A 25,403-nucleotide genomic window follows, 5' to 3' on the forward strand; every position below is an offset into this window, starting at 1 on the left:
GCACGCTCAATACCCGCTCAGCAACATGTCGATGGCTGCCATGATCGCATCCTGTTCGCTGGCCAGGGACGTGACACGCGGGCCGAGATGGCTCGATCGGATCGCCGCCGCATATTGCGTCATCATCACCACCGCCTCGCCTTCTACATCGAATACCGGATTCAGCCGGCGAGCCGGCGGCGGCGCATTGCCGCGCCGGATAAGCGGTACTGTCAATCGAGTTTCAAGATCGTCCAGATAATCCGTCTGGCAGTCCAGCAGGAATCCGCCACCCCCGGGCAAATGATGCACGTCAAAACGGGCCATCAGAAGAGGCGAAATTCTTCAAGCGGCAGCCCGTTTTTCTCGACCCATTCGTTCGATGCCTGGAGCGCCGCCCGATTTTCTTCGAGCCACCGTCGGGCGCGCTCTTCCGAGACTTGTTTTTCAAGGCCTTGCTCGCAGGCGCGCGATATATTGATACCGAGTTCCTTCGCCTCATCGATCAACGCGGAATCGAGCGATACATTTGTCGGCCGGCGAAATGCGGTTCGCGTTTCGCGAAGGCTGGATCTGGGCATCATTATAGCTCCGGAAGGCTGCACATATAATATGCGCATTGGCCAGCGCATGCAAATACTCAGCGCCGCGGCAGCTCAACCGTGATGAAAGTCCCCTGCCCCGGCTCGGACACCAGCGAGATCGTTCCGCCATGCGCCTCGACGAACTGCTTCGCGAGCGGCAGTCCAAGCCCGAGCGCCCGCTCGCCGCCGCGCGTGGTGCCGGGTTGCGCAAAACGGTCGAACGCGTGCTTGACCGCCTCGGCGCTCATCCCCGCGCCGTCATCGGACACGATGACCCGCGCTGCCGCCGCCGTGCCATCGGTGTGGAGCAGGATGCGTCCGCCTTCCGGCGTGCCGCCGATCGCGTGGCGCAGCAGATGTTCGATCACCTGGCGCAAACGTTCCGCATCGCCCTTCGTGCTGCCGACCGAAGGCATGACCTCGACCGCGAAATCGAGCTTCTTGCGCTTGGCCAGCGATGCCACCGCATCAGCCGCCGCTCGCGCGGTCTGTTCCAGATCGACCTCGAGCATTTCCAACACCGCCGCCTTGCCGTCATTCTGCGTCAGGTCGAGCACTTCGTCGACCAAGGTGCCGAGCCGCTGGACCGACTCCAGGATCGCCTCGACATAATTATCGGCCGCCTTGCTGAGCTTGCCGGCATAACCCTCACTCAGCATCTCGGCGAAACCGCTGATCGAGGTCAGCGGGGTACGCAGTTCGTAGCTCATATTGGCGACGAACGCGGTCTTGACCTGATCGGCCGCCTCGAGCGCCTCATTACGGTCGCGCAGTGCGCGTTCGATCCGGCGGCTGTCGGAAATGTCGAGCATGGTGAACAGGCCGTTGCCGTCGGGTAGCGGCACCGCGGCGAATTCGAAATGCCGGCCATCGGCAAAGGCCACGCGCCCGCCGCGCTGCTGCCGCTCGACCGTCGCCGCCCGCACCAGATCAGCGATCAACTGCGCACGCGCCGGATTGGACAGCTTGCTCGCCGCTGCCTCGGCCAGCACATCGACGCGAGGATGGGTCGAAAGGAACTCCTCCTCGAAGCCCCAGAGCGCGCGGAACTTGTTGTTCCAGATCTGCAACCGCCCGTCTGCCGCGAACACACCGAGTGCCTCATAGAGATTGTCGAAGGTCGCGGTACGTACGCGCAGCAGCGTGTCGCGCGCACTGGCCAGCTGGACCTGCTCGGTCCGGTCCTCGAAGATCAGCAACAGCCCGCCATCGGGCAGCGGCTGCGCAACGACGCGCAGATGCACACCGCCCGGCAAATGCCAATTCTCCTCGATCGCGCCGCCGGTCGCGACGAACCAGTCGCGCCGCTCCGCTTTCCAGCCCGGGAAGTCGCGCACTTCCGGCAAGCGATTGGCCTCGCGCATCCGTTCCAGCACGCGGTCGAATTCGGGGCGGTCGGACAGCCATTCGCTGCGCATCGCAAAAAGACGACGAAACGGCTGGTTATAGAATACCAACGTACGGTCTGCGGCGAATTGCACGACGCCCGCGGAGAGCCGGTCGAGCATCGCGCGCTGCGCGTCACCGAACCGCTTGATCCCACTCCGCGCCTGTTCGAGTTCCTCGATATCGACCGCGAAGCCGGCGACGCCACCCGTCGGCAGCGGCACGTCATAGACGCGCAACATGCGCCGCGCACCACGGATCGTCGCGGGCATCGCCTGCATCTGCGGCCTGTCTGTGTCGCGCGCCAGCACCGCGCTGGCCAATGGCCCACCAATGCCCGATCCCTCGACCAGCTCGACCCCGCGTCGCACGACATCCTCGGCATCAGTGCCTTCGACCGCCTCCACATAACATGAATTGACCATCGCTAGCCGCAGGTCGACGCCGCGATACCACATTGGCAGTGGCGCCGCCTCGATCAGGCCGGTCAGCGCGTCGAAAGCGGCGCGCGCGCCCGCGCCATCCTCGCTCAGGCGTTCGATCTCGGCCTGGCTTTCGGTCGCATCGAACACCCAAAGCACGACGCCGCCCGGCGCCTGCAGATCACGCGGCGCGCGCAGGCCATGGATCATCAAGGTGCGCGACGACCCTTGCGCCTTGACCGCGCGCCGGAATGGCCTGCCAGCCTTTTGCGTCGCGGCGACATCGGCCGCCAGCGCGGCCGAGTCTTCGGCGGTGAGGCCCGTCTTGCCGCCCGCCAGATCGGCGAGATAGCGCGGCGGCGAGGACAGGCCGAACCAGTCGGTGAGGCGATCGGAGAGTTCGAGCCGACCATCGGTGCGCACGACCATGGCGAGCGCGGGAGCGGCGGCGAGCAGGGCCTCAAGGCGGGCGTTGGTGAGGGAGGTCACCGCGGCCTCACGTTGTGCGCGAATGCCGCGGTAAAGCAGTATCGCTGCGATGCCGACAAGTACAGCCAGGATCGCCCCAGCCAATGTGACCCCCATCGTCGAAACCTCGATCACCTTTTTCCCTTCGACTTTACGGCATCAGCGGCTGCCTACCGCCATAGTCACAGGGTATCCAAGGCGGAAGCCAGAAGTCGCGAGATATTGCGCTCGCACAATCGACGGCTTACCCTCGAAGAGGAGAAACTCCGCTGTCAGGTTCGCACGAACAATCCATTCTGACCCATCTGGTGGGTTTCACATCCCATTACCCAGGGGGAGACAGCAATCGTGTCATCAAGCCCGACTCAATCCGATTTTTCGGCGATGCTTGATGCAGCTCGAGCCTACGACCCCAAAGAAACGAAGATCGTTATTTCGCCAGGGCTGGCGGATTGGCTCCTCGCCAATTGTGTCTCGCTCGCCTTCACATCATATCAGACGGGCCAGTTGGTCTTGGCCGGCGTAGGTCCAGATGGACGAGTGTCATTCAACGAGCAGAATTATGCACGCGCGACAGGGCTATGTCGTGATGGCGATCGGCTGTTCGTCGGGTCGATGTTTCAAATCTGGCGCCTCGAGAATATGCTCAAACCCGGTCAATACGCCAATGACGCCTATGACCGGGTACTGGTCCCACGCTGCGCGCACACGGTCAATTATGTCGATACACATGAATTGGGCATCGATCTCGATGATCAAATCGTCTTCGTGAACAGCAGATACTCCTGTCTCGCCACGATCGACGAAAAATTCAGCTTCCGCCCATTGTGGAAGCCCCGCTTCATATCTTCGCTAGCACCGGAAGACCGCTGCCATCTCAACGGACTTGCGATGGTCAATGGAGCTCCCGCTTATGTAAGCGCGGTCAGTACCACCGACTACAAGGATGGCTGGCGAACAAATCGCAGTGATGGTGGCGTAATTATCGAGGTACAAAGCGGTGAAATCGTGACAAACCGGCTGTCAATGCCTCACAGTCCCCGAGTACATGATGGCGCGCTATGGGCGCTGGATTCAGGGCGCGGTCGTATCGTTCGGGTTGATCGCGCTACGGGGGCGCTCGAAGATGTCGCCTTTTTCTCCGGCTTCCTGCGCGGGCTGGCCTTTCACAATGGCCATGCGATCGTCACCGTGTCGAAAGCGCGCGGAGGCAGTTTCAGAGATCTCCCGCTGCAAACCGATATTGAAAAAAGTGGGGCGCCATCGATCTGCGCCGTCATGATCATCAACCTTGCCAGCGGGGTGATTGTGGAATCCATCCATTTCGATGGCAAGGTCACCGAGTTATTCGACGTCATCGTGTTGCCCGATGTGCGCAACCCAATGTCGCTTGGCCCCGCGACGGTTGAAATGATCGGCACCGTGTCATTCGATGAGCACAGCCCGCCTCTTCTCTGACAAATGAGCCGGTCAGCTTGAACCTGACCGGCTTATTTGAACAAATTAGGTGCCAAGTCAGAAGCCGACCGAAACCCCCATTCGAAAGTAACGCCCTAGCACGCCCGGAAAGTAGGTGATCGTGCCGCCGCCGGTCGGCGAAGGGAATGGCGGTTTTTGATCGAGTATGTTGTCTACGACAAACCGGAGGCTGAAACTCTTCTGTATCCGGAACGACATTCCCGTATTGATGAAGGCGACATCCTCAACCACGTTAGGCGTCTGGAAGGTCGGTGTGACATCCAATGCGATTGACGCCGGGCCCGTATAGTTGATCTGAACGAACCCGCTGAACCCCTCATTATTGTAGTCAATGCTGCCTACCGCCTGGTGTCGCGAATAACCGAGCGACCCGCCGGTGTGGGTCGTTGCCGAATTAGCATCAGCGCGTGACGTCAACGTATTGAGATATTGGTAGCTGATATTCACCCCGACATTCGACGTGGCCCCAAGGAACGGCGTCTTTGTCCGATAATCGACCGATGCCAAGATACCTTTGTAACGGAGTTCGGCCGCGTTGAAATACCCGGTCGAAATGAAGTCGAGTTGGTTCGTAGCATCCCGCGTGAAACGACCGCAAAAATCGCTGCTCGGATAATCTGCTGAGTCATAGCAGTTTGCGACGATTTGATCGGATGTCAGTTGCGTGATGACGTCGTTGACCGTCACATCGACATAATCAACCGAAACAGACAGACCGCGGACAAACCGGGGGCGAAGCACCGCTCCCACCGTGAACGCCTTTGATTTCTCGTTCTTGAGGTTTGGATTGCCGGCCACTGCCTGCAGGAAGCTCGCGTCATCCGATGTAGCATCGAAATTAGCGGGAATACCAGCTGCTGTGCAGTTTGCTGCGCGCGTGGCAGGAGCGGGACCTTCATCTCGATTGAACTGATCGCAGGGATCGTTTGCAAAGTCGAAGAAGCTGCTCGACGGATTGAATGCTTCGGTGATGAACGGTGCACGTATCGCGCGGGTGTAATTGCCGCGCAACGTTATGTCCTGAATTGGCTGATAGCTTGCGCCAACCGTCCAAGTCAGGTCTCCGCCGGCCGCCGAATTATCAACGTACCGTGCCGCGCCTTGAAGTTCGAGCGAATGAATAAACGGGACATTGTTGGACGGGCTGATTAGCGCGGCGCGTAGCTCTCCGAACACTTCGTCGGTATTATATTCACCGAACAACGGCTGAATGATGACCGTCTGCCCGAAGGCAACCCGATCATTGGTCGGATCGCCGTCACCATCGGCATCGGTTAATGGGTCCGGGTCAGGGCCGCCGGAGAAAAACGAGCCGGGATTGAAGTCCTGTGACTCCGCGCGATGCTCGTACCCAAGCGCGAAGGAGAAATCGCCACCGGGCAACTTGAAGAGCGGGCCAGTCACCGAAGCAGTAAAAATCTTTTGCTTATTGACCGAAACTGGTCGCGCAATTGCAGTTACATAATCGCGCGCAGCTTGTGATGTTTGCATCCCAAACAGATTTAGCGGGGCGCAGGTGGAACTGAGCGTTTGCGCGGCGGAATTTGTATACCCTGGACGGCAAACGATATTTCCATTTGCGTCAGCGACCGCGTCGACCGCGTTGAAGAAGTTCTGGGTTGCTATAGTCGGTATCTCGCCATTGGTCTCGGAACGACCATAATTTCCGACGATCTCGAATTTCCAATCACGACCACCGAGCCCCTTGAAGCTTCCGTCTATGCCGGCGACGAAGCGCATGATTTCGACGCTGCCCGTGGCACGACCGGTCACAATGTCGGTATTGGCGCGCTGCAGCAAGAACGTGTCACCAATCGCCTGAGACTGAATGATCGCACGAGCTTGTGGTGTCAGGAAAGGATTATCGGTGCTGAGTACGATAGCGCCCGCAGGGTCTCCGGCGTAGCCAAATAGATAGGAGTTGTATTCTGGCTGATCGCGTAGATTGATACCTTGGCTACGGCTGTACCAGCCTTCGCCGAAAAGCCGAATATTGTCCGTCACGTCGAAGCTGGCGAGGATGTTCCCGCTATAACGCTTGGTATCGGTCAAAAGGTTCGAAAGCGGCACCAAGCTCAGGCCGTTGCCGCCCGACGCACTGGTATCAAAGCTCAGCGGATTACCATTGGCATCCAGCGGACCGAACGACCTGCCGAAATCAATTGGGATCAGGTTGCCCGTCGCGTCGAAACGAAGTGCGCGGCCCTGCGCATCCGTGAAACCGCCTTGCGGAAAACCGAGATTGGCTTCTTGCCCCGGGCTGACCGGAATGAAGTCGAAACGGGTCGGGATGCCGAATTCGGAAATCGTCGGGATACGCCGATCCCGGAAGATCACGTTGTCGAAGGGCGAATCCGGGTCATTCGGACGACCAAAAAAACCGCCATCATATAGTTCCGGGCGATCGGTCTGGAGCAGGCCCTCGCCCTTATTATACTCGCCCGATAATGTTATGTTCGCCCGGCCATCAAGAAAATTCTTCCCTGCTAGTCCGCGGAAGCGATAGTTCGCCCCGTCTCCACGGTCGGAAATACCATATTGCGCGTCAAGTTCGAGCCCTTCGTAATTGCGCTTCAGAATAACGTTGACGGTGCCCGCGATCGCATCCGAGCCGTAGATCGGCGCACCACCGATAACGATCGTTTCGACTCGATCGATCAGCTTAGTCGGGATGACGTTCAAATCGACCTGATTGCCGCCCTGACCGGTCGGACCAAAAATCGACGCCGTATTTGAACCGACGAAGCGGCGGCCATTGACAAGCGTCAACGTGCGCTCTGAACCGAGCCCAAGAAAGTTAACGAAGCTTTGGCCTGGGCCGAAGCTTGATTGGCCGCCGACGGGGCTGCTCCCAGGGACGCCGAATGCCGGAAGTTCATTGAGCGCTTGCCCAAGCGTCTCGAACCCGCGTGCCTCGATTTGCGCTGAACTGATGACGACGGATGGCTCCGTCGTATCGAAGTTAGGCCGGGCAATACGAGAGCCGGTGACCGTGATGTCGCCAGCTTCCTCGGTTCTGCCCTCGGTTTCACCAGGAAGCGTTTGGGCGACGGGCTGTGCGCTACTACTCTGCTCGGAGCTTTCCGCCTCGTTTACCGGAGCCGTCTGAGCCGACGCAGTCCCGGCAAGAATTAGCGCCATCATCGAACAAGACGCGCCCGCCAAGCGCAAATGCGAGATTTTCATAACAGACCCCTTTTCCCGATAGGGCCGCACCAAAATACGGCCCTATCGGGAGTAAATCACTAAGACAGGGGACTTTTCCAGCATTCTTTACGCTAGATGAACAATTTATGAACGTGTTGTTGTTTAGCAACAGTCTCAATAGCGATAATGATCCGGCTTGAACGGCCCCTCGACCGGCACACCGATATAACCGGCCTGCTTCGGGGTCAGCTTCGACAGATGCACGCCGAGCTTTTCGAGATGCAGGGCCGCGACCTTCTCGTCGAGATGCTTGGGCAGGACGTACACATCATTGCCGTACTTCTCGCCAGCGGTCCAAAGCTCGATCTGCGCCAGCGTCTGGTTGGTGAAGCTGGCCGACATCACGAACGACGGATGACCGGTCGCGCAGCCCAGATTCACCAGGCGGCCCTTGGCGAGGATGATGATCTGCTTGCCGTCGGGGAACTTCACCAGGTCGGTGCCCGGCTTCACTTCGGTCCACTCATAGTTGGACAGGGCAGCGATCTGAATCTCGCTGTCGAAGTGGCCAATGTTGCAGACGATCGCCATTGGCTTCATCGCCTTCATGTGATCGGCGGTGATCACGTCGGCATTGCCGGTCGCGGTGCAGAAGATGTCGGCGCGGGTCACGGCCTCTTCCATCGTTACGACTTCGAAGCCCTCCATCGCCGCCTGCAGCGCGCAGATCGGATCGACTTCGGTGACCATCACGCGCGCGCCGCCATTGCGGAGCGACTGGGCCGAACCCTTGCCGACGTCACCGAAGCCGGCGACGCAAGCGACCTTGCCCGCGAGCATCACGTCGGTGGCGCGACGGATCGCGTCGACCAGCGATTCCTTGCAGCCATAGAGATTGTCGAACTTCGACTTGGTCACGCTGTCGTTGACGTTGATCGCCGGGAACGGCAGCTCGCCCTTCTTGGCGATCTCGTACAGGCGGTGCACACCGGTGGTGGTTTCTTCGCTGACACCCTTCAGATTCTTGACCGTCGCGGTCAAATACCCCGGATATTTGGCGATGAACGCCTTCAGCGCGCGCTGGAATTCGACTTCCTCGTCATTCTCCGGCTCGCCCAGCGTCGCGCCGGCTTCGAGCTTGGCGCCCCACAGCGCGAACATCGTCGCGTCGCCACCATCGTCGAGGATGATGTTCGCGGTCGTGCCGTCGGTGTCCGCGCCCCAGTTGAAGATGTCCCCGACATAATCCCAATATTCGGCCAGGCTTTCGCCCTTCACCGCGAACACCGGAACGCCGGTCGCGGCGATCGCGGCGGCGGCATGGTCCTGGGTCGAGAAGATGTTGCACGTCGCCCAGCGCACATCGGCGCCGAGCGCGGTCAGCGTCTCGATCAGCACCGCGGTCTGGATCGTCATGTGCAGCGAACCGGTGATGCGCGCGCCCTTCAGCGGCTGCGACGGGCCGAACTCGCTGCGCAGCGACATCAGGCCGGGCATTTCGGTCTCGGCGATGTTGATCTCGGCGCGGCCGAAATCGGCGAGGCTGATGTCCTTGACGACATAGTCGTTGGTTTCGATGGCAGGTGCGGTGGCCACGAGAAAGTCTCCGGTAAAAGCGTTTGGATGGCGCGCACATAGAGCGTGACGGCGGTCAAATCAAATATAAAGATGTCTTTATATGTTTCCGGCCAAGCTGTACTCCGCTCCCGTCACGCCGTTCCCGCGCCGGTCGCCAGCAACCGCGTATCGACCCCCGCCTCGGCAAAGCCGCGTCCCCACCGCGTCTCGGCCGGCGTGTCATAGAGCAGTTCCAGGTCGCCCGGCACGTTGAACCAGCCATGGCGCGTCATCTCTTCGTCGAGTTGCCCCTCGCCCCATCCGGCATACCCCAATGCGACCACCCAGCGGCTTGGCCCCTTGCCCGCCGCGATCGCGCGCAGCACGTCGATCGTGCCGCTCAACGCCCAGCGCCCGGCGACATCGATCGTATCCTGGCCACCCCAATCCTTGGAATGAATCACGAAGCCGCGCCGCGGCTCTACCGGACCGCCGAAATGGACCGGCGCGTCGGGCGCATCGCCCGGATCGATCTTGAATTGCTCGAGCACCGTGTGCAGCCCGAGCCCGTCGATCGTCGCGCCAAGCCCGATACCGATCGCGCCCTCACCGTCATGCGCGCAGATCGCGATCACCGCATGGTCGAAACGCGGGTCGCCGATCCCCGGCATGGCGAGAAGAAATTGTCCGGTAAGATATGCAGCGCTTTCCATTGCTTCGCCCATAGCGGTCCGCGACCGATGTAGCCAACGCTTGAAATTCGCGCGAAGCTGCACGAGTTAGGACGCACCCGCTCAAGCGGCCATCTAGCGCCGCATCAGCGGCCATCAGGAGAATTCAGCAATGACCATCAGCGTCGGCGATCGCGTCCCCAGTCTCACGCTCACCAAGGCCACCGCGAGCGGCCCGGATCAGGTCAGCTCGGACGATTATTTCAAGGGTCGCCGGGTTGCCGTGGTCGCCGTGCCAGGCGCCTTCACGCCGACCTGCTCGGCCCGCCATCTTCCCGGCTTCGTCGACAAGGCCAGCGAAATCAAGGCCAAGGGTGTTGACGAGATCGCCTTCACGTCCGTCAACGACGCGTTCGTGATGGGCGCCTGGGGTAAGGCCAGCGACGCGGGCGACATCACCATGCTGGCCGATGGCAATGCCGATTTCGCCAAGGCGGTCGGCCTGACCTTCGACGGATCGAAGTTCGGCATGGGTGAGCGCAGCCAGCGTTATTCGATGATCGTCAATGACGGCGTCGTCGAGCAACTCAATGTCGAGGCACCCGGCGAATTCAATGTCAGCTCGGCCGAACATCTGCTCAGCGAACTCTAATACCCTCAGCCGCCCCGCCTGCACGTCCAAACGCCTGCGGGCGTGGAACGAGTAGTGCGGGGCGGTGTTGTTCATACGGATAACCAGAAGGGAATTTGCGATGAGCGACACCACCCAGGACGCAACCAATGCGATCGTCGACTCCGCCAAGGGAGCGGCCGGCGAGAAATCCTTCTTCGATCAGGCGCGCGAGGCGGTCGGATCGGCCGTCGACTCGACCATTGAAGCGGTCGGTTCGGCATTTGAATCGACCGTCGAGGCAGCCAAGGAAAACCCTGTTGCTGCGGCTGCCATCGCGACCGGCGCCGCCGCCGCAGTGGCCGGGGCAGCCTTTGGAATCAGCAAATTGCTCGAAGACGACAAGGACTGATACAGCGGCTGAGACAAGGCTTGATCTACCGGTCTCCCCTCTCTCGGCGAGGGAGGGGACAGACCCCCTGACTTGCCAGCGTAACGAAGCTGCCTTAGCGACAGCAGATGACACGTGCACCCATCCCAAATGCTTCCTCGCCCATTGCTTCATCGATCGTCGCTGAGCTCGATCGCCTTTATACCGCTTCCGTGAAGCGGCTGCAGGATGCCCTCACCGCCTATCTCACCGACCGCACGACGCCCGATCCGGCAAGCCGGACCGACGGTTCGTTCGCTTATCCTGAAATTCGCCTGCGCTATCTCGGGGCGGACGACCGTCCCGCGCCGATCCGCTCGTTCGGACGCCTGGTCACGCCGGGCGAATACAAGATCAGCGTCACCAAACCGGCGATCTTCGCCGATTATCTGATCGAGCAGCTCACTCTGCTGATCGAGGATTACGACGTCGAGGTCGAAGCGGTCGAGGGGAGGCAGGAAATCCCCTTCCCTTATGTGCTCGATCCCGGCCACGCGATGAGCCTCGACGAAGTGTCGGCGCTGGATCTGGCGCGGCATTTCCCGGCCACCGAACTCGCCTATATCGGCGACGAGATCGCCGACGGGCTTTACGCTGCACTCGACGAGGTTCGCCCGCTCGCTTTGTTCGACGGCCTACGCACCGATTTCTCGCTCGCGCGGCTGCGCCATTACACCGGCACCCCGGTCGAGCATGTCCAGCGCTACATATTGTTCACCAACTATCATCGCTATGTCGATGAATTCGTGCGCTGGGCCGCGTCGCAGCTCGGTGAAGGCAGCCGCTACACCGGCCTGTCGGGCGCCGGCGGCGTGATGATCCATGCCGGCGATGACGCCGACAAGATCGTCACCGACAGCGCGTGGCGGCGGCACCAGATGCCGGCTTATCATCTGATGGCCGATGACGGCACCGGCATCACCCTGGTCAATATCGGCGTCGGCCCGTCCAACGCGAAGACGATCTGCGACCATCTCGCGGTCATGCGGCCCGAGGCGTGGCTGATGATCGGCCATTGCGGCGGCCTGCGCCCGAGTCAGCGGATCGGCGACTATGTCCTGGCGCATGCTTATCTGCGTGACGATCACGTGCTTGACGATGTGTTGCCGCCGGAAATTCCCGTCCCCGCGATTGCCGAAGTTCAGGTCGCGATGGCGCGTGCGGCGGAAACCATCTCCGGCCAGTCGGGCGAGGAATTGAAGCGCCGCCTGCGCACCGGCACGATCGTCACCACTGACGATCGCAACTGGGAATTGCGCTACTCCAAATCGGCCTTGCGCTTCTCGCTCTCACGCGCGGTCGGCATCGACATGGAATCGGCGACGATCGCCGCGCAGGGGTATCGCTTCCGCGTGCCCTATGGCACGTTGCTTTGCGTCTCGGACAAGCCGCTCCATGGCGAACTGAAGCTGCCCGGCCAGGCCAACCGCTTCTACGAACGCGCGATCAGCGAGCATATGCGGATCGGCATCGAGACTTGCGAGGAGCTGCGCCGCGAAGGCGCCAAGCTGCACAGCCGCAAGCTCCGCGCCTTCAACGAGCCGCCTTTCCGGTAAGGCGTTTCGCGAAAAGGAAACCAACGCCTATTCATGCGTTACGCAAGCTCAACGACTCAGGAATTCGCCATGGCCACGCCTCCCAAGAAGCCCGCGCCCCGCCGCAAGCCCGCCAGCACTCGCAAGCCGGCCGCAGCGCGCAAGCCCAATATCGCGCCCGCCGCGACGGGTGCTGCGACCGGTCCGGCAGCCGCACCGGCCGACCCAAAGGCGAATGTGGCCAAGCCGGCGGCGACTAGGGCCAAGGCGCCAGCAAAGACTGCAACAAAGACCGCTGCCAAGCCCGCTGCCAAACCCAAGACGCCGGCTCGACCCCGCGCGGCTGCGACCAAGACGCCATCGCGCAACGCGGCGGTGACGACGCTCGGCAAGGCGCGCCAGGCCGTATCTGATGCATCGCCGGCAAAAAAATGGACCGCCGCAGCAATTCTCGGCACCATCGGCGCCGCAGTGACCGCAGCGCTGCTGACCTTGCGTGGCAGCACGCCCGGCGCAGCGAAGACGAAAACCAAGCCAGGCAAGAAGGCTCATCAGGCCGACGGCACGGATTCGTCGAAGTCCTTCCAGGCCGGCATCGCCGATGAGGGCACGATCCCCGAGTGATCGCGGACCCGAACCCTTAACCGGTCTCTCCACAAGAGCACCGTCCCCGCGCTTCAACGCGAGGGCGGCCGAACATCACCAACCCGTCGGCTTGCCCTTGTTCTGCTCGTCGAGCCAGGTCTTGAGCGGCGCGAAATATTCGACCATCGCGGCGCCCGACATTTCCTTGGTACCGGTGAACGCTTCGAGCGCCTCGGGCCAGGGCTTGGACTGGCCCATCTTCAGCATCGCATCGAGCTTCGCGCCGACCTCCTTGTTGCCGTAGAACGAACAGCGATGCAGCGGGCCTTTCCAGCCAGCCTGGTCGCACGCCGCCTTGTAGAACTGGAACTGCAACAGGCGCGCAAGGAAGTAGCGTGTGTAAGGCACGCTCGCCGGCACATGATATTTCGCGCCCGGGTCGAACTTGGTTTCATCACGCTCGACCGGCGGCACGATGCCCTGATACTGCAGGCGAAGCGCATTCCATGACGCCTCGTAACCGGCCGGCTTGATATTGCCGGAGAAGACACCCCAGCGCCATTTGTCGATCAACAGGCCGAACGGCAGGAACGCGACCTTGTCCATCGCCTGTTTGAGCAACAGGCCGGTGTCCTTGTCCGCGCTCGGCACCTTGGACTTGTCGAGCAAGCCGATCTGGACGAGATAATCGGGCGTGATCGACAGTGCGACGAAATCGCCGATCGCCTCATGGAAGCCGTCATTCGCGCCATTGAGGAACAAGGGTGGCTGGTCCTGATAGGCGCGCTGGTAATAATTATGCCCCATCTCGTGATGGATGGTGACGAAATCGTCGCCATTGACCTTGGTGCACATCTTGATGCGCACATCGTTCTTGTTGTCGATATCCCAGGCCGAGGCATGGCAGATGACTTCGCGGTCGGCCGGCTTGGTGATTTGCGACCGCGTCCAGAACGTCTCGGGCAATGGCGCGAAGCCAAGCGAGGAATAGAAACCCTCACCCGCCTTGAACATCTTGATCGGGTCGTAACCCTTGGCCTTGAGCAGGTCGCCGGTGTCGTATCCGATATCGCCCGCGCCCTTAGGCGCAACGACATCATAGATGTTGCCCCACTCCTGCGCCCACATATTGCCGAGCAGGTCGCTACGGATCGGTCCGGTCTTGGACTGCACCGCGTCGCCATATTTCTCGTTGAGCTTCCAGCGCACATAGGTGTGCAACGACTGGTAGAGCGGCTCGACTTCCTTCCACAATTTGTCGGTGAGCTTGGCGAACTCTTCCGGGCTCATGTCATAGCCCGAGCGCCACAGCGACCCGACATCCTTATAACCCAGTTCGACTGCGCCCTGATTGCCGATCTCGACCATGCGCGCATAATCCTCGCGCATCGGCGCGCCGACATTGTCGTGCCAGCTGACCCACATTTCCTTGAGCTTGGCCGGATCGCGCTCGGTGCCCATCGCGGCCTCGATGTCGCTGCCATTGATCGGCTTGCCGTCGAGCGTGCCCTTGCCCTTGCCGTACGACGAGGACATGCGCGTCACCAGCGTCGACAATTCGGTCGCCGCACCGGGTTTGGTCGGCGCCGGCAGAGTCAGCCCGCCGCGCAACAGGTCGAGCTTGCGCCGCGTGTCGGGCGACAGGCCGGTAACCTTGCCGTACTTCGCCGCTTCCAGCGCGAACTTGACCGACATTTCGGTGCCGGTGGCGTTGATCCGCGCCGCCATCGCATCGGTATCGTCGGTGATATAGGTCGCATTGACCCAATTGACCTGGCTCGATTCGATCGAGAAATCGAACAGCGTCTTTTCCGCCGCCGCGACGAAAGCGTCGGCCTCCGCCGCAGTCGGCGCAAGCGCGCGCTGCGCCGCTACGGGCGTTCCCTTCTTGTCCTTGGCGAGCGTCGGCGTGGCGGCGATCGCGCAGGCGAGCGCCACGATCGAAATTCCGGTGCGGATCATTGGTAACCCCTGAAACTTGTTGATGGCGGCAACCTGTCCGCCACCGCGCGTGAGGTCAAGCAAGGGGTCGTCCGAGAAGCGTCACGCGGCGAGAAAGTCCGCGATCGCCAGGCCGAGTTCGGGTTTCACCACTGCGCTCATATGTCCACCCGGTACGGCGCGATACGTCGCATTGGGTAGCGTATCCGTCAGTTCCTCCGCCGACCCATTGTCATGGTCTTCCTCGCCCGCGAGCACCAAGGCCGGTTGAGCCATGATACGTAGTGCCTCGACCGGCGTGTCGACGAACGTGTCGAGGATGTTCAGCAGGGCAATGGGATCGCCCTTGCTGGTCTTCAGGAACGCCTCGGCCAGCCATTCGGGCGTGCCGCGCTCGAAACTGCCGAGATTGGTCAGGATATTGCGAAAATGCCCGCCACGACCGGCGGTGTCGGTCAGCCCTTGCAGGCCCATGCCTGACAGGACGAAGCGGCGCGGCGTCGCGCCCTGCGCCATCATCCGTGCCACCGTCCGCGCACCGAGCGAATAACCGCCAAGATCGTAGTCACTGAGCCCGAGATGCTCGATCAGCGCAAACCCATCCCTGGCCAGCACGTCGCGCGGATAGGATGCCGCGTCATGGGGCTTGGCGCTCGATCCGTGCGCGCGCAGATCGGGCATGATCACGCGAAACCCGCGCCCGGCAATCGCCGCGGCATGGCCATAACGAATCCAGTTGGTCTGCGCGTCGGAGAAGAAGCCGTGCAGCAGCACGACTACCCTGCCCTCACCGGTTTCGCGCCACGCGATTCGCGCGCCATCGAAACTTTCGAAATATTCCGGTTCAATCGGGGAGTTTGCCAAGAGTTTTCATCCAGCGATCGACAAGCGTGTCATGTTGATCGGCGCGATAGTCCGGCAGGTGTCGGGTGTCGAGCCACGCCTCATGCCGACTCTCCACACCGAAATGATGTGTCGGGCGAAACCGCCCGGGCGTATCGAAGCTGGCAACGGTCAGGTCCATCTGCTCGCTGTCGGGAAATTCGAAGGTCAGCGACGTACCGCACGCGGCGCAAAAACCCCGGCTCGCGATCGGCGAGGATTGATAGCGCTCCGGCTCGCGCGACCAGATCACATCAGCCTTTTTCGCGTTCATGAACGCCACCGAGATATTGCCGATCGCGCGCTGGCACATGCGGCAATGGCACAGATACGCGTCATCGGTCGCGACCAACACGGTATAGCGGATTCGCCCGCATTGGCAGCCGCCGGCGAGCCGTTCGTCGATTGGCGCAACCGCCGGCTCGACCTTCACTGGCGCGACATCGAAACGAGCCTGATCAACCATGAAAACTCTCCTCGGGTGCATTCCGCTCAAACCCTTACGCTGCACCGCAATATTTTCCGCGGCTTGTGTATTGGATTATATAAGGAAGCTTATTATATGCGCGACTATGAGCGATTCACTCGGATTCCTTATTAGCGACGTTTCGCGCCTGATGCGGCGTCGTTTCGACGAACGGGCGCGCCTGATCGGCGTGACGCGCGCGCAGTGGCGCACACTCTTTATTGTGTCGCGCAACGAAGGCGCCAACCAGGGCGGCCTGGCCGATATCCTCGAAGTCGAGCCGATTACGCTGTGCCGCATGATCGATCGGCTGGAAGAATCGGGCCTGGTCGAGCGGCGCCGCGACCCTGCCGACCGTCGCGCCTGGCAAATCTTCATCACGCCCAAGGCCCGCCCGCTGCTCGATCAACTCCACAAGATCGGCGAAGACATGTTCGCCCATGCGCTCGACGGCATAACCCAGACAAAGCGCGACGACCTGACCGCAGCACTGACCCTGATCCAGAACAATTTGAACGACGCCCCCAAGGGCCAGGAGGCCAGTCATGGCTGATGCAGACCCCGTGATCGACCGCAGCGCAGCAACCGTGATCGACATTCCCGTAAGCGAAACACCGGTCGAGTCGGCGCCGGCGAAGCGCCGCAACTGGCTTCGCCCGTTGCTGATGTTCAGCGTACCGTTGCTGATCCTTGCGGTCGGCGGCTATTTCTGGCTGACATCGGGCCGTTATGTTTCGACCGACAATGCCTATGTGAAGCAGGACATGGTTTCGATCAGCCCGGACGTCACCGGCCGCATCGTCCAGGTTTCGGTCAGCGAGAACCAGCGCGTCAAGGCCGGCGACTTGCTGTTCCGCATCGATCCCGAGCCCTATCGCATCGCACTGGCCCAGGCGGACGCCGCAATTGCCAACGCCCGGGTTCAGGTCAGCACCATGTCGACCGATGTCGGCGGTGCCGATGCCGATATCGAAAGCGCTCGAGCGGACATCCTGCTCGCCCAGGCGACCTATGATCGTCAGATGGCCTTGATGAAGCGCGGCTTCACCACCCGCGCCAGCCTCGATGCGGCGTCTCATGAGCTCGCTGCAGGCAAGGCAAAATTGGCCACGGCGCAGGCGGCGGTCGCCCGCGCACGCAGCCAGCTTGGCAGCGGCAGCGCCGCGACGGGTGCTCCAGCCGCCATCCAGACGGCGATGGCCCAGCGTGAACAGGCCGCGCTCAATCTCGCCCGGACCGAGGTCCGTGCGCCCAAGGATGGCATTGTTAGCCAGACCGGCCGTCTGCAGGTCGGCAACATCACGCCGAGCGGCGTGCCCGCGCTGAGTATCGTGGTCAGTCAGGGAACCTGGGTCGAAGCAAACTACAAGGAAACCGACCTCAACCACATGGCCGTCGGTCAGCCCGCCGAGATCAGCCTCGACGCCTATCCCGGCCTCAAGGTCAAAGGCCATGTTGCCAGCATCGGCGCTGGCACCGGATCGCAATTCTCGGTGCTGCCGGCTCAGAACGCGACCGGCAATTGGGTGAAGGTTACACAGCGCGTGCCCGTGCGCGTCGCGATCGACGGCACTCCAGCGCGCGCGCTGATCGCCGGGCTCAGCGCGGACGTGTCGATCGATACCAAGCCCCATGGCTGAACCAACACCCGGCACGCCGTTGCTGCACGTGCGGCAGCGCGGCTTGCTGACCATCGGCGTGATGGGTGCGATGATCATGCAGATCCTCGACACCACGATCGCCAATGTCGCCCTGCCGCATATGCAAACCAGCCTCGGCGCGACCATCGATACGGTCACCTGGGTGTTGACCAGCTATATCGTCGCCTCGGCGATCGCGATTCCGGCGACCGGCTGGCTTTCCGGCCGGTTCGGCTCACGCAACCTGTTCCTGTTTGCGGTGGCCGGCTTCATCGTCGCGTCGATGCTGTGCGGCACCGCCGTCAGCCTCGAAGAAATGGTCGCATTCCGCATCTTCCAGGGCGTCACCGCAGCCTTTATCGGCCCGCTGTCGCAAACCGCGATGCTCGACATCAACGCGCCCGAGAACCAGGCAAAGGCCATGTCGGTCTGGGGCATGGGGGTGATGGTCGGACCGATCATGGGGCCGGTGATCGGCGGTTGGCTGACCGAAAGCTATAATTGGCGCTGGGTGTTCTACGTCAATCTGCCGATCGGCATCGCAACTTTCGCGATCCTGTGGTTCCTCCTGCCCTCACGTCCGCGCGAGAGCCGCTCGTTCGACATCACCGGCTTCGCGCTGATCGGCATCGCCGTCGCCAGCTTTCAGCTGATGCTCGATCGCGGCCAGCAGGAAGACTGGTTCTCCAGCTGGGAAATCATCGTCGAGGGCGGCGTCGCCCTGGCCGCGCTGTGGATGGGCATCGTCCACCTTGCGACGGCGAAAAAGCCCTTATTTGATCGTGCGCTGTTCAAGAACCGCAATCTGATCGTCGGCATGTTCTTCATGGTGGTGATCGGCATCTCGACCATGGCGCCGATGGCCCTGCTCCCACCAATGCTGCAGTCACTGTTCGGCTATCCAGTGATCGATACCGGCCTGATGCTCGCGCCGCGCGGGGTGGGCGTGTTGTTGTCGATGGCGCTTGCCGCCCGTCTCATGGGCAAGGTCGATACGCGCATCGTGATCGCGGTCGGACTGGTCATCTTCGCCTTTTCGCTGCGCCAGATGGCGGGCTGGTCGTTGGACATGGATTTCTGGCCGGTGATCATCAGCGGCTTCGTTCAGGGCATCGGCATGGGCCTCGTCTTCATGCCGCTCAACTCGCTCGCCTTTGCGACGCTGAGCGGGGCATACCGGACGGATGGCGCCAGCCTGCTCAACCTGACGCGCAGCATCGGGCAGTCCGCCGGCATTTCGATGGTTACGACCTTGCTCGCGCGCAACTTGCAGCAAAGCCATTCCGATCTGGCCAGCCATGTGACGTCGACGACGATACCAGCGCTCGATCTCGGTGCGCTCGATCGCTTCGGGAGCTTATCGGACGGCGTGTTCGCCTTTGCCGACGGCATGATCAACCAGCAGGCGGCGATGGTCGCTTATATCGACGATTTCTACCTGATGGCGTGGATCTCGATCGCGGTGGTGCCGCTGGTCTTTCTGTTGTCGAAGCCAAAGGGCAAGATGGAAGCCGTGCACGCCGAATAGGCGGCTCCGCCTGACCCGCGCGCCCGGCGGCCGTTATTTCAGATTAAGCATCTGATATATATGAAATTATATGAGCCGATCACCGGGGTAACGGCGAAAAAAGATCTGCAACAATGGGTGTCCCATATCTCGCCGACCTCACGCCTGCGGCGCTCGTTTCCACAGCAATGGCACCGAAGCGATTCAACCATGACACGGGATCGGGCATGCCGTCTCTTGCCAGACTTATACCGCCTCGCTCTTTCATATTGTCGAAAACAGCATGCAGCGCGACGAGCGTTTAGCGTGGGTTTTGCTCTACCTCATCCGTTCGCCCCGAGCTTGTCGAAGGGCCGTTCTTCTTCCGTTGTAATGTGGGCGAAGAAAGAACGGTGCTTCGACAAGCTCAGCACGAACGGAGAGGTGGTTTGGCCCTATCCAATGTGATGCTTCAGCGCAGCATCGTCGCAATGAACTCGGCGATCGGCGGTGTCTCGTCAAAGGTCGGCACGCCATCGGCGATCACCACCCAGGGCTGCTTGCGCCTGACCCACATGTGCAGGCGCGGGCTGAGCTGATCGCTCACATCCAGCGTCCCGGCGCGCAGCACGACCAGTCCTGGCCGCGCGCTGTTGGTGTTTAAGATACGCGTATGACAGGTGCCGCACAGCCGCTGATGCGATTCATGCCCACTTGGATTGATGAACCGATACTCGACCACGGGCCCGGTGACGCTGATCGCCCCTTCCGGCAGCAGCGCGCTCTGGCTGAACGCGCTGCCCGCCCAGCTCTGGCAGGTCAGGCAATGGCAGCAATAGATCGCCGGCGCCGCATCGAGCGCCAGGACGTAGCGGACGGCGCCACAATGGCAGCCGCCCTCTACACTCATCTCAGGCCGCCTTTTTCAGGTGCCGTCGCCCAAGCAGTTCGGCGATCTGCACCGCGTTGAGCGCCGCGCCTTTACGCAGATTGTCGCTGACGCACCACAGGGTCAGACCGTTCTCCACGGTTGAATCCTCGCGCACACGGCTGACGAACGTGGCAAATTCGCCCACGCATTCGATCGGCGTGATATAGCCACCATCCTCGCGCTTATCTATCAGCATCACGCCGGGTGCTTCGCGCAGGATATCCTGCGCCTGCTCGGCCGACATCTCGTCCTCGAACTCGATATTGATCGCTTCCGAATGGCCGACGAACACCGGCACGCGCACGCAGGTCGCGACCAGCTTGATCTTCGGATCGAGGATCTTTTTGGTCTCGACCACCATCTTCCACTCTTCCTTGGTCGATCCGTCGTCGAGGAAGCTGTCGATGTGCGGGATCACGTTGAAGGCGATCTGCTTGGTGAATTTGTGCGGCTCGGCCGGATCGCCGACAAAGATGTTGCGGCTCTGCTCGAACAGCTCGTCCATGCCCTGCTTGCCCGCGCCCGAGACCGACTGATAGGTCGCGACGACGACGCGCTTGATCTTCGCCACATCGTGCAGCGGCTTCAGCACCACGACCATCTGCGCGGTCGAGCAGTTGGGGTTGGCGATGATGTTTTTGCGCAGATAGCCGTCGATCGCTTCCGGGTTCACCTCCGGCACGATCAGCGGCACATCGGGATCCATGCGATAGAGCGACGAATTGTCGATCACCGTGCAGCCCGCCTTGGCCGCGATCGGGGCATAGACGGCAGTCGCTTCGGAGCCGATCGCGAACAGCGCCATGTCCCAGCCGGTCCAGTCGAAATGCTCGATATTCTGGACCTTGAACTGTTTGCCGGTATCGCCGTAATCGACCATCAGGCCCTGGCTGCGTGACGACGCCACGACGGCGATCTCGTCAGCCGGAAATTCACGCTCCGCGAGGATGTTGAGCATTTCGCGCCCGACATTCCCCGTCGCGCCTGCGACCACTACCCGGTAACCCATGTTCACTCCCATTCGTCAGCACGGGGCGCGGTACTCCCGCTGACCCCGGCACGCAAGCAAGCGGAGCTTTATCCCGCCCGCCCCGCATCGAAACTAACCAAGCTTGCCAAAGTCACCGCTATCTTGCCGACGGCTTGCCCTTCACCTCGCGGTCGAGGAAGTTCAGGATCGTCGTCCAGACATGGATGTCGCGCACCGCCGAATGCGTCTTGCCCGGATAGAGCATCATTTCGAACGGCACATTCTCCGCCTGCATCCTGGCCGCGAAAGCGGTGCTGTTGTCGAGCACGACATTGTCATCGGCCATGCCGTGAACCAGCAGCAGCGGATCGGCGATCTTCGCCGCGTCATCGATCGCATCGGACGTCGCATAGGCTTTCGCGTCTTTCTTCGGATCGCCCATGTAACGTTCGGTATAATGCGTGTCGTACAGCTCCCATTTGGTCACCGGCGCGCCCGAAACACCCGCGGCATAGACGCCCGGATTGGCCTCAAGCATCTTGAGCGTCATATAGCCGCCATACGACCAGCCATAGGTCGCGATCTTGCCGGCATCGACGAATGGCTGTTGTTTGAGCCATTTCGCGCCCGTCAGCTGATCCTCGACCTCGACTGAGCCCATCGCGCGAAAAATCTGATCCTCAAACGCCGTGCCGCGATTGGCCGAGCCGCGATTGTCGATCTGGAACACGATCCAGCCTTGCGACACCAGATACTGGTGGAGCGAGCTGCCCCAGTTACGGCTCACGGTCTGCGAGTGCGGGCCGCCATAATGTTCGAAGAATACCGGATATTTCCGACCCGGTTCGAGCACCGGCGTCAGCATCTCATAATAAAGCGTGCTGCCATCAGCTGCCTTCAGCGTGCCGAAAGCGGGTGAGCGGTGCTGCTGCAGGAACGGGAAATAGGGATGCCCGGGACGAAGTGCATTCTCGTTGATCCATGACAGCCGCTTGCCTGCGGCATCGCCGAGATAGATCTGGGTCGGCCGGTCGGGGTTGGAACGCGACACGATCATCCGCGATGCGTCCGCATCCATCGTCGCGCCGTTCCACCAGCCCGGCTCGGTCAGCCGCGAAATGACGTTCGGTCGCGCGACATCGACCGAATAGACATGCTGTTCGAGCACAGCGTCCTTGTTGCCGGTGAAGAAGATGCGCCCCTTCGCCTCGTCGAACCCGACCATGCCGGTAACCACCCAGGGGCCTTTGGTCAGCTGCGTCCATTTGCCGCCCTTGAAGCGGTAGAGATGGGCATAGCCGTCCCGCTCCGACGTCCAGATCAAACCGCCGTCATTCAACGCACGATATCCGTCGTTCAGGTTGACCCAGCTTTTCGGCCCCGACTTTTCGCTGAACAGGATGGTCGACTTACCAGTGGCCGGATCGACCTTGAGCATGTCGAGGACGGTCTGATCGCGGTTCTGGCGCTGCACGAGCAACGACTGTCCGTCGGGCGTCCAGTCGACCCGCGCGAGATAGATGTCGCTTTCCTTGCCAAGGTCGACCTTCACGCGGCCGCTGCCATCAGGGTTCATCACATAAAGTTCGACCAGCACGTTCGGTGTGCCGGCGGCGGGATAGCGCTGATCGAACACCTTGGTGCCATTCGCGCCGATCGCGGCACGCGTGACGACGCCGACCGGCGCTTCGTCGAACCTTTCGACCGCGAGTCGCCGGTCGCCCGGCGCCCACCAGTAACCGGTGCGGCGGCCTATTTCTTCCTGCGCGACGAACTCCGCTTCGCCCCAATGGACGGTGCCCGCGCCATCATTGGTCAGCGCCATTTCCTTACCACCAAGCGGCTGCACGAACAGATTCTGATCGCGCACGAAACTGACGAACGCACCGTCGGGGCTGATCTTCGGATTGAGCTCGCCGGCCGTCGTTGCGGTCAGGCGCGTGACCTTGCCGTCAAGCGTTGCGAGATAAAGGTCGCCATCGAGCGGCACCAGGACCGACTTGCCGTCGGGCGACCATTCATACGCGACGATCCCTTTCGACCCGCCGATCCGTGCGCGTTCTCGCTGCATCTTTTCGGCCTCGGACAGTTCCGCGCCGGTGCCGAATTTCTTCGAATCCACCAGCATCCGTTCCTTGCCGGTCTTTGTGTCGAGCGCCCACAGGTCGAGCCGATCCTTGTCGTCCGCACGTGGACGCAGCGACGTGAGCAAGCTGCCGTCAGGCGATAGCTTGAGCAGCTTTGGTTGCGATCCTGCCAGGTCGGGCGACGCGTAGACCCGCTGCAATGTCAGTTTCTGCGACGTCACGGTCTGCGCCGCGGGGGCCGGCTCAGCCGCCATGGCGGGCACAGCGACGCCCGCGAGCATGACGCCCGCCAGCAGCCAGGATTTCCGCATCGTCCATCTCCAGTCCCGAATTGTCTGCGCCACACGAACGGCAGCGGAATGCCGTACGTTATCGCGGGCGTTCGAGTTTGGGTAAAGGGGCGATAACCGGATCTCAGGCGACGACGGGCCGCGTTCCCGTTGCCGTCCGGCCCCCTCTTCGCAACGGCAGAATCCGCCCGGAGATGATCGATCGCCAGGCCCATTCGACCGGCGCGATGGCGTAATCGCGCAGATACCGGTTCGCCGCCCATAACAGCAATGCGTTCACCGCCAGCGCGGTCAGCATCAACCCCATCCAGCCCTGCTGCCCGTACAGGCCGAGCGCGAACGGCGGATAGAGGATCCACAGGCAGATAATCGTCTGCAGGATATAAAGGGTCAGTGCCGTGCGCCCGGCCGCTTCGAACGGTTTGAGCAACTTGGTACCGGCGACCGTGCCGAGCAGGACATAGACCAGGCCGATATGACCGATGGTCGTCGCCAGCCGCGTCACTTCGCCGGTTGCCAGGATCATGTGCGGATAATCGTCGAACTGCGTTTCCCAATATGCCGCAACGGCGCGACCGGTCAGGCCGATGGCATAGGCGATGAGTGTTGCGCGCTGATAAAAGGATCGCGAGCGGTTGCCCTGGATGATGCCCCATTTGAACAAGGCGGCACCGATCAGCATCGTCCCCGCCGCTTCCCACACGAACGCCCATTCGAGGAACATGGCATCTCCGATGCCGTCGGAGAAACCCCAGAGGAAGAAAATGGTCGTCCACGCGGCCTTCGCCCAGCTCATAGAGGTACCGGTGGCATCTGAACGCGCCTTATCCTCGGCTGCGATACGGGTGGCGTCTTCGGCCTTTTTCTTGGCGCGTTTATCGGCACGCTCGGCTTGATCCTTGACCTTACCGATCTCGGTCGCGGTGAGCTTCTGGCCCGCATCGCGCTTCGCGCGCAATTGCGCGACCTCGCTCCGCGCCTGTTGCGCCATAGTCAGCCCGATGCCGCCGCCGATCAACTGGAGCATTGCCAGAGTAAGGCCGATGCCAAGCAGGACCTTTGGCCCGCAGCGGCGGAACAGGAATGCGACCATCGCCGCGATGCCATAGGTGTGGAGGATGTCGCCCGGCCACAACAAAATGAAGATGTGGACCAGGCCGAACAGGAACAGCACGAAATTGCGCCAGTAATATCCGCGCAGGACCGCCGCCTCGCCGAACAGGGCACGCCCGATCCGTCGGATGCGGCTGGCGGGATCGGTGGCCGAGGTCTCCAACGCGCTCGCCGCGCGATCGGTCAGGATCACCATGCCGACACCAAAGAGCATTTCGAGCATGCACCGCGCGGTGCCGTCGGCGAAGATCTCTCGCAGCCACCACGCGACCTGATCGGCCTGGGTCCAGCCCAGATGCCGGATATCGTCGAACGACGCCCAAAGCGACCCGCCCATGTCGTTGATATTCATGAACAGGATGCCGAGGATCGCGATTCCGCGCAGAATATCCAGCCCGGCGACGCGCGGCGCGCCGTCCGGTTCCACTGCCGTGGTCATTGCTCCGTCGCTCATCGCCCGCCCTTTCGAAAAACCCCCCGTCGGAATAAACCGACCAGCGAGTGTATTGCAAACATAAAGCAGTGGAGAGGAAGGATCGACCGCCTGTCGTACGGGAGGTTTGAAACCGGCGGCGCCGGCGTTAAGGGCATGCGATGGACTATCCCGATGAACCAGAAACCCGGACCTGGATTACCGTCGCCCGGGAAAAATCAGTCTATGTCTTCGGTCTGCTTTTCGTGCTCGCCTGGTTCGCGCTGCTCTATTTCATGTTCCACGATGTGATGTAGCGGCGGCTTGACGAG

Annotated in this window: 22 protein-coding genes; 9 read left to right on the plus strand and 13 right to left on the minus strand. The window is 61.5% G+C overall.

The features are described from left to right. Positions 1-6 precede the first annotated feature (6 nt). The 3 genes from G4G27_RS08455 to G4G27_RS08465 form a co-directional block, all read right to left on the minus strand. A complete protein-coding gene (locus G4G27_RS08455) occupies positions 7-306 on the minus strand; it encodes a CcdB family protein (protein ID WP_183112918.1) in 300 nt (99 codons plus the stop codon). Next, positions 306-488: a type II toxin-antitoxin system CcdA family antitoxin gene (locus G4G27_RS08460; protein WP_345940677.1), complete on the minus strand. Its 183-nt coding sequence runs from the start codon at positions 486-488 to the stop codon at positions 306-308. Before G4G27_RS08460 ends, G4G27_RS08455 begins: the two co-directional genes overlap by 1 nt. Before the next feature lie 131 nt (positions 489-619). Beyond that, positions 620-2,956, minus strand: coding sequence for a PAS domain-containing sensor histidine kinase (locus G4G27_RS08465; RefSeq protein ID WP_183113697.1), 2,337 nt, complete (start codon positions 2,954-2,956; stop codon positions 620-622). Positions 2,957-3,187: 231 nt separating this feature from the next. Here G4G27_RS08465 and G4G27_RS08470 point away from each other — a divergent pair, with 231 nt between their 5' ends. Further along, positions 3,188-4,297, plus strand: coding sequence for a TIGR03032 family protein (locus G4G27_RS08470; RefSeq protein ID WP_244624609.1), 1,110 nt, complete (start codon positions 3,188-3,190; stop codon positions 4,295-4,297). A 57-nt stretch (positions 4,298-4,354) separates the two neighbouring features. On the opposite strand, the gene G4G27_RS08475 is transcribed toward G4G27_RS08470, so the two are convergent. The 3 genes from G4G27_RS08475 to G4G27_RS08485 all read right to left on the minus strand — a co-directional run bounded on the left by G4G27_RS08475 (position 4,355) and on the right by G4G27_RS08485 (position 9,735). Then, the gene (locus G4G27_RS08475) at positions 4,355-7,504 is read right to left on the minus strand and encodes a TonB-dependent receptor (RefSeq protein WP_183112919.1); all 3,150 of its coding nucleotides are present in this window, start codon (positions 7,502-7,504) and stop codon (positions 4,355-4,357) included. Between the two features lie 135 nt (positions 7,505-7,639). Next, on the minus strand, positions 7,640-9,061 hold the full coding sequence (gene ahcY / locus G4G27_RS08480; RefSeq protein ID WP_183112920.1) for an adenosylhomocysteinase: 1,422 nt from the start codon (positions 9,059-9,061) through the stop codon (positions 7,640-7,642). 113 nt (positions 9,062-9,174) lie between these two features. After that, positions 9,175-9,735, minus strand: a complete 561-nt coding sequence (locus tag G4G27_RS08485; protein WP_183112921.1) for a YqgE/AlgH family protein — start codon at positions 9,733-9,735, stop codon at positions 9,175-9,177. A gap of 130 nt (positions 9,736-9,865) precedes the next feature. Between G4G27_RS08485 and G4G27_RS08490 the strand changes: the two genes are divergently transcribed. From G4G27_RS08490 to G4G27_RS24295, 4 genes are all read left to right on the plus strand, one after another. Next, positions 9,866-10,345: a peroxiredoxin gene (locus G4G27_RS08490; RefSeq protein WP_183112922.1), complete on the plus strand. Its 480-nt coding sequence runs from the start codon at positions 9,866-9,868 to the stop codon at positions 10,343-10,345. A 100-nt stretch (positions 10,346-10,445) separates the two neighbouring features. Next, positions 10,446-10,715 (plus strand): hypothetical protein, encoded by a 270-nt coding sequence (locus G4G27_RS08495; protein WP_183112923.1) that lies wholly within the window; start codon positions 10,446-10,448, stop codon positions 10,713-10,715. Between the two features lie 107 nt (positions 10,716-10,822). Further along, a complete protein-coding gene (locus tag G4G27_RS08500) occupies positions 10,823-12,289 on the plus strand; it encodes an AMP nucleosidase (RefSeq protein ID WP_183112924.1) in 1,467 nt (488 codons plus the stop codon). Positions 12,290-12,358: 69 nt separating this feature from the next. Further along, on the plus strand, positions 12,359-12,892 hold the full coding sequence (locus G4G27_RS24295; protein WP_267134683.1) for a hypothetical protein: 534 nt from the start codon (positions 12,359-12,361) through the stop codon (positions 12,890-12,892). 75 nt (positions 12,893-12,967) lie between these two features. Here the strand turns inward: G4G27_RS24295 and G4G27_RS08510 are convergent, their stop codons facing one another. From G4G27_RS08510 to G4G27_RS08520, 3 genes are all read right to left on the minus strand, one after another. Continuing rightward, positions 12,968-14,815, minus strand: coding sequence for a M2 family metallopeptidase (locus tag G4G27_RS08510; RefSeq protein WP_183112925.1), 1,848 nt, complete (start codon positions 14,813-14,815; stop codon positions 12,968-12,970). Between the two features lie 81 nt (positions 14,816-14,896). Next, positions 14,897-15,658, minus strand: coding sequence for an alpha/beta fold hydrolase (locus G4G27_RS08515; protein ID WP_183112926.1), 762 nt, complete (start codon positions 15,656-15,658; stop codon positions 14,897-14,899). Further along, on the minus strand, positions 15,639-16,082 hold the full coding sequence (locus tag G4G27_RS08520) for a GFA family protein (protein WP_183113700.1): 444 nt from the start codon (positions 16,080-16,082) through the stop codon (positions 15,639-15,641). Before G4G27_RS08520 ends, G4G27_RS08515 begins: the two co-directional genes overlap by 20 nt. A gap of 166 nt (positions 16,083-16,248) precedes the next feature. On the opposite strand from G4G27_RS08520, the gene G4G27_RS08525 reads away from it, so the two are divergent. The 3 genes from G4G27_RS08525 to G4G27_RS08535 are packed head-to-tail and all read left to right on the plus strand — an operon-like array spanning position 16,249 to position 19,310. Next, on the plus strand, positions 16,249-16,695 hold the full coding sequence (locus G4G27_RS08525; protein WP_183112927.1) for a MarR family transcriptional regulator: 447 nt from the start codon (positions 16,249-16,251) through the stop codon (positions 16,693-16,695). Further along, positions 16,688-17,782, plus strand: a complete 1,095-nt coding sequence (locus G4G27_RS08530) for an HlyD family secretion protein (protein WP_183112928.1) — start codon at positions 16,688-16,690, stop codon at positions 17,780-17,782. The genes G4G27_RS08525 and G4G27_RS08530 overlap by 8 nt, the downstream gene beginning before the upstream one ends. After that, positions 17,775-19,310: a DHA2 family efflux MFS transporter permease subunit gene (locus G4G27_RS08535; RefSeq protein WP_183112929.1), complete on the plus strand. Its 1,536-nt coding sequence runs from the start codon at positions 17,775-17,777 to the stop codon at positions 19,308-19,310. The genes G4G27_RS08530 and G4G27_RS08535 overlap by 8 nt, the downstream gene beginning before the upstream one ends. Positions 19,311-19,740: 430 nt before the next feature. On the opposite strand, the gene G4G27_RS08540 is transcribed toward G4G27_RS08535, so the two are convergent. The 4 genes from G4G27_RS08540 to G4G27_RS08555 form a co-directional block, all read right to left on the minus strand. Further along, the gene (locus tag G4G27_RS08540; protein WP_183112930.1) at positions 19,741-20,178 is read right to left on the minus strand and encodes a GFA family protein; all 438 of its coding nucleotides are present in this window, start codon (positions 20,176-20,178) and stop codon (positions 19,741-19,743) included. Between the two features lies 1 nt (position 20,179). After that, on the minus strand, positions 20,180-21,208 hold the full coding sequence (locus G4G27_RS08545; protein WP_183112931.1) for an aspartate-semialdehyde dehydrogenase: 1,029 nt from the start codon (positions 21,206-21,208) through the stop codon (positions 20,180-20,182). Between the two features lie 118 nt (positions 21,209-21,326). Then, a complete protein-coding gene (locus G4G27_RS08550) occupies positions 21,327-23,567 on the minus strand; it encodes a S9 family peptidase (protein WP_183112932.1) in 2,241 nt (746 codons plus the stop codon). Between the two features lie 103 nt (positions 23,568-23,670). Then, on the minus strand, positions 23,671-25,113 hold the full coding sequence (locus tag G4G27_RS08555; RefSeq protein ID WP_183112933.1) for a DUF418 domain-containing protein: 1,443 nt from the start codon (positions 25,111-25,113) through the stop codon (positions 23,671-23,673). 140 nt (positions 25,114-25,253) lie between these two features. Here G4G27_RS08555 and G4G27_RS24300 point away from each other — a divergent pair, with 140 nt between their 5' ends. Next, entirely contained in the window at positions 25,254-25,388 is a 135-nt protein-coding gene (locus G4G27_RS24300; RefSeq protein WP_267134684.1) for a hypothetical protein, read from the plus strand. The last annotated feature ends 15 nt before the right edge of the window (positions 25,389-25,403 follow it).

Origin of the sequence: Sphingomonas sp. So64.6b (assembly GCF_014171475.1) — a bacterium.
Classification (GTDB): domain Bacteria; phylum Pseudomonadota; class Alphaproteobacteria; order Sphingomonadales; family Sphingomonadaceae; genus Sphingomonas; species Sphingomonas alpina_A.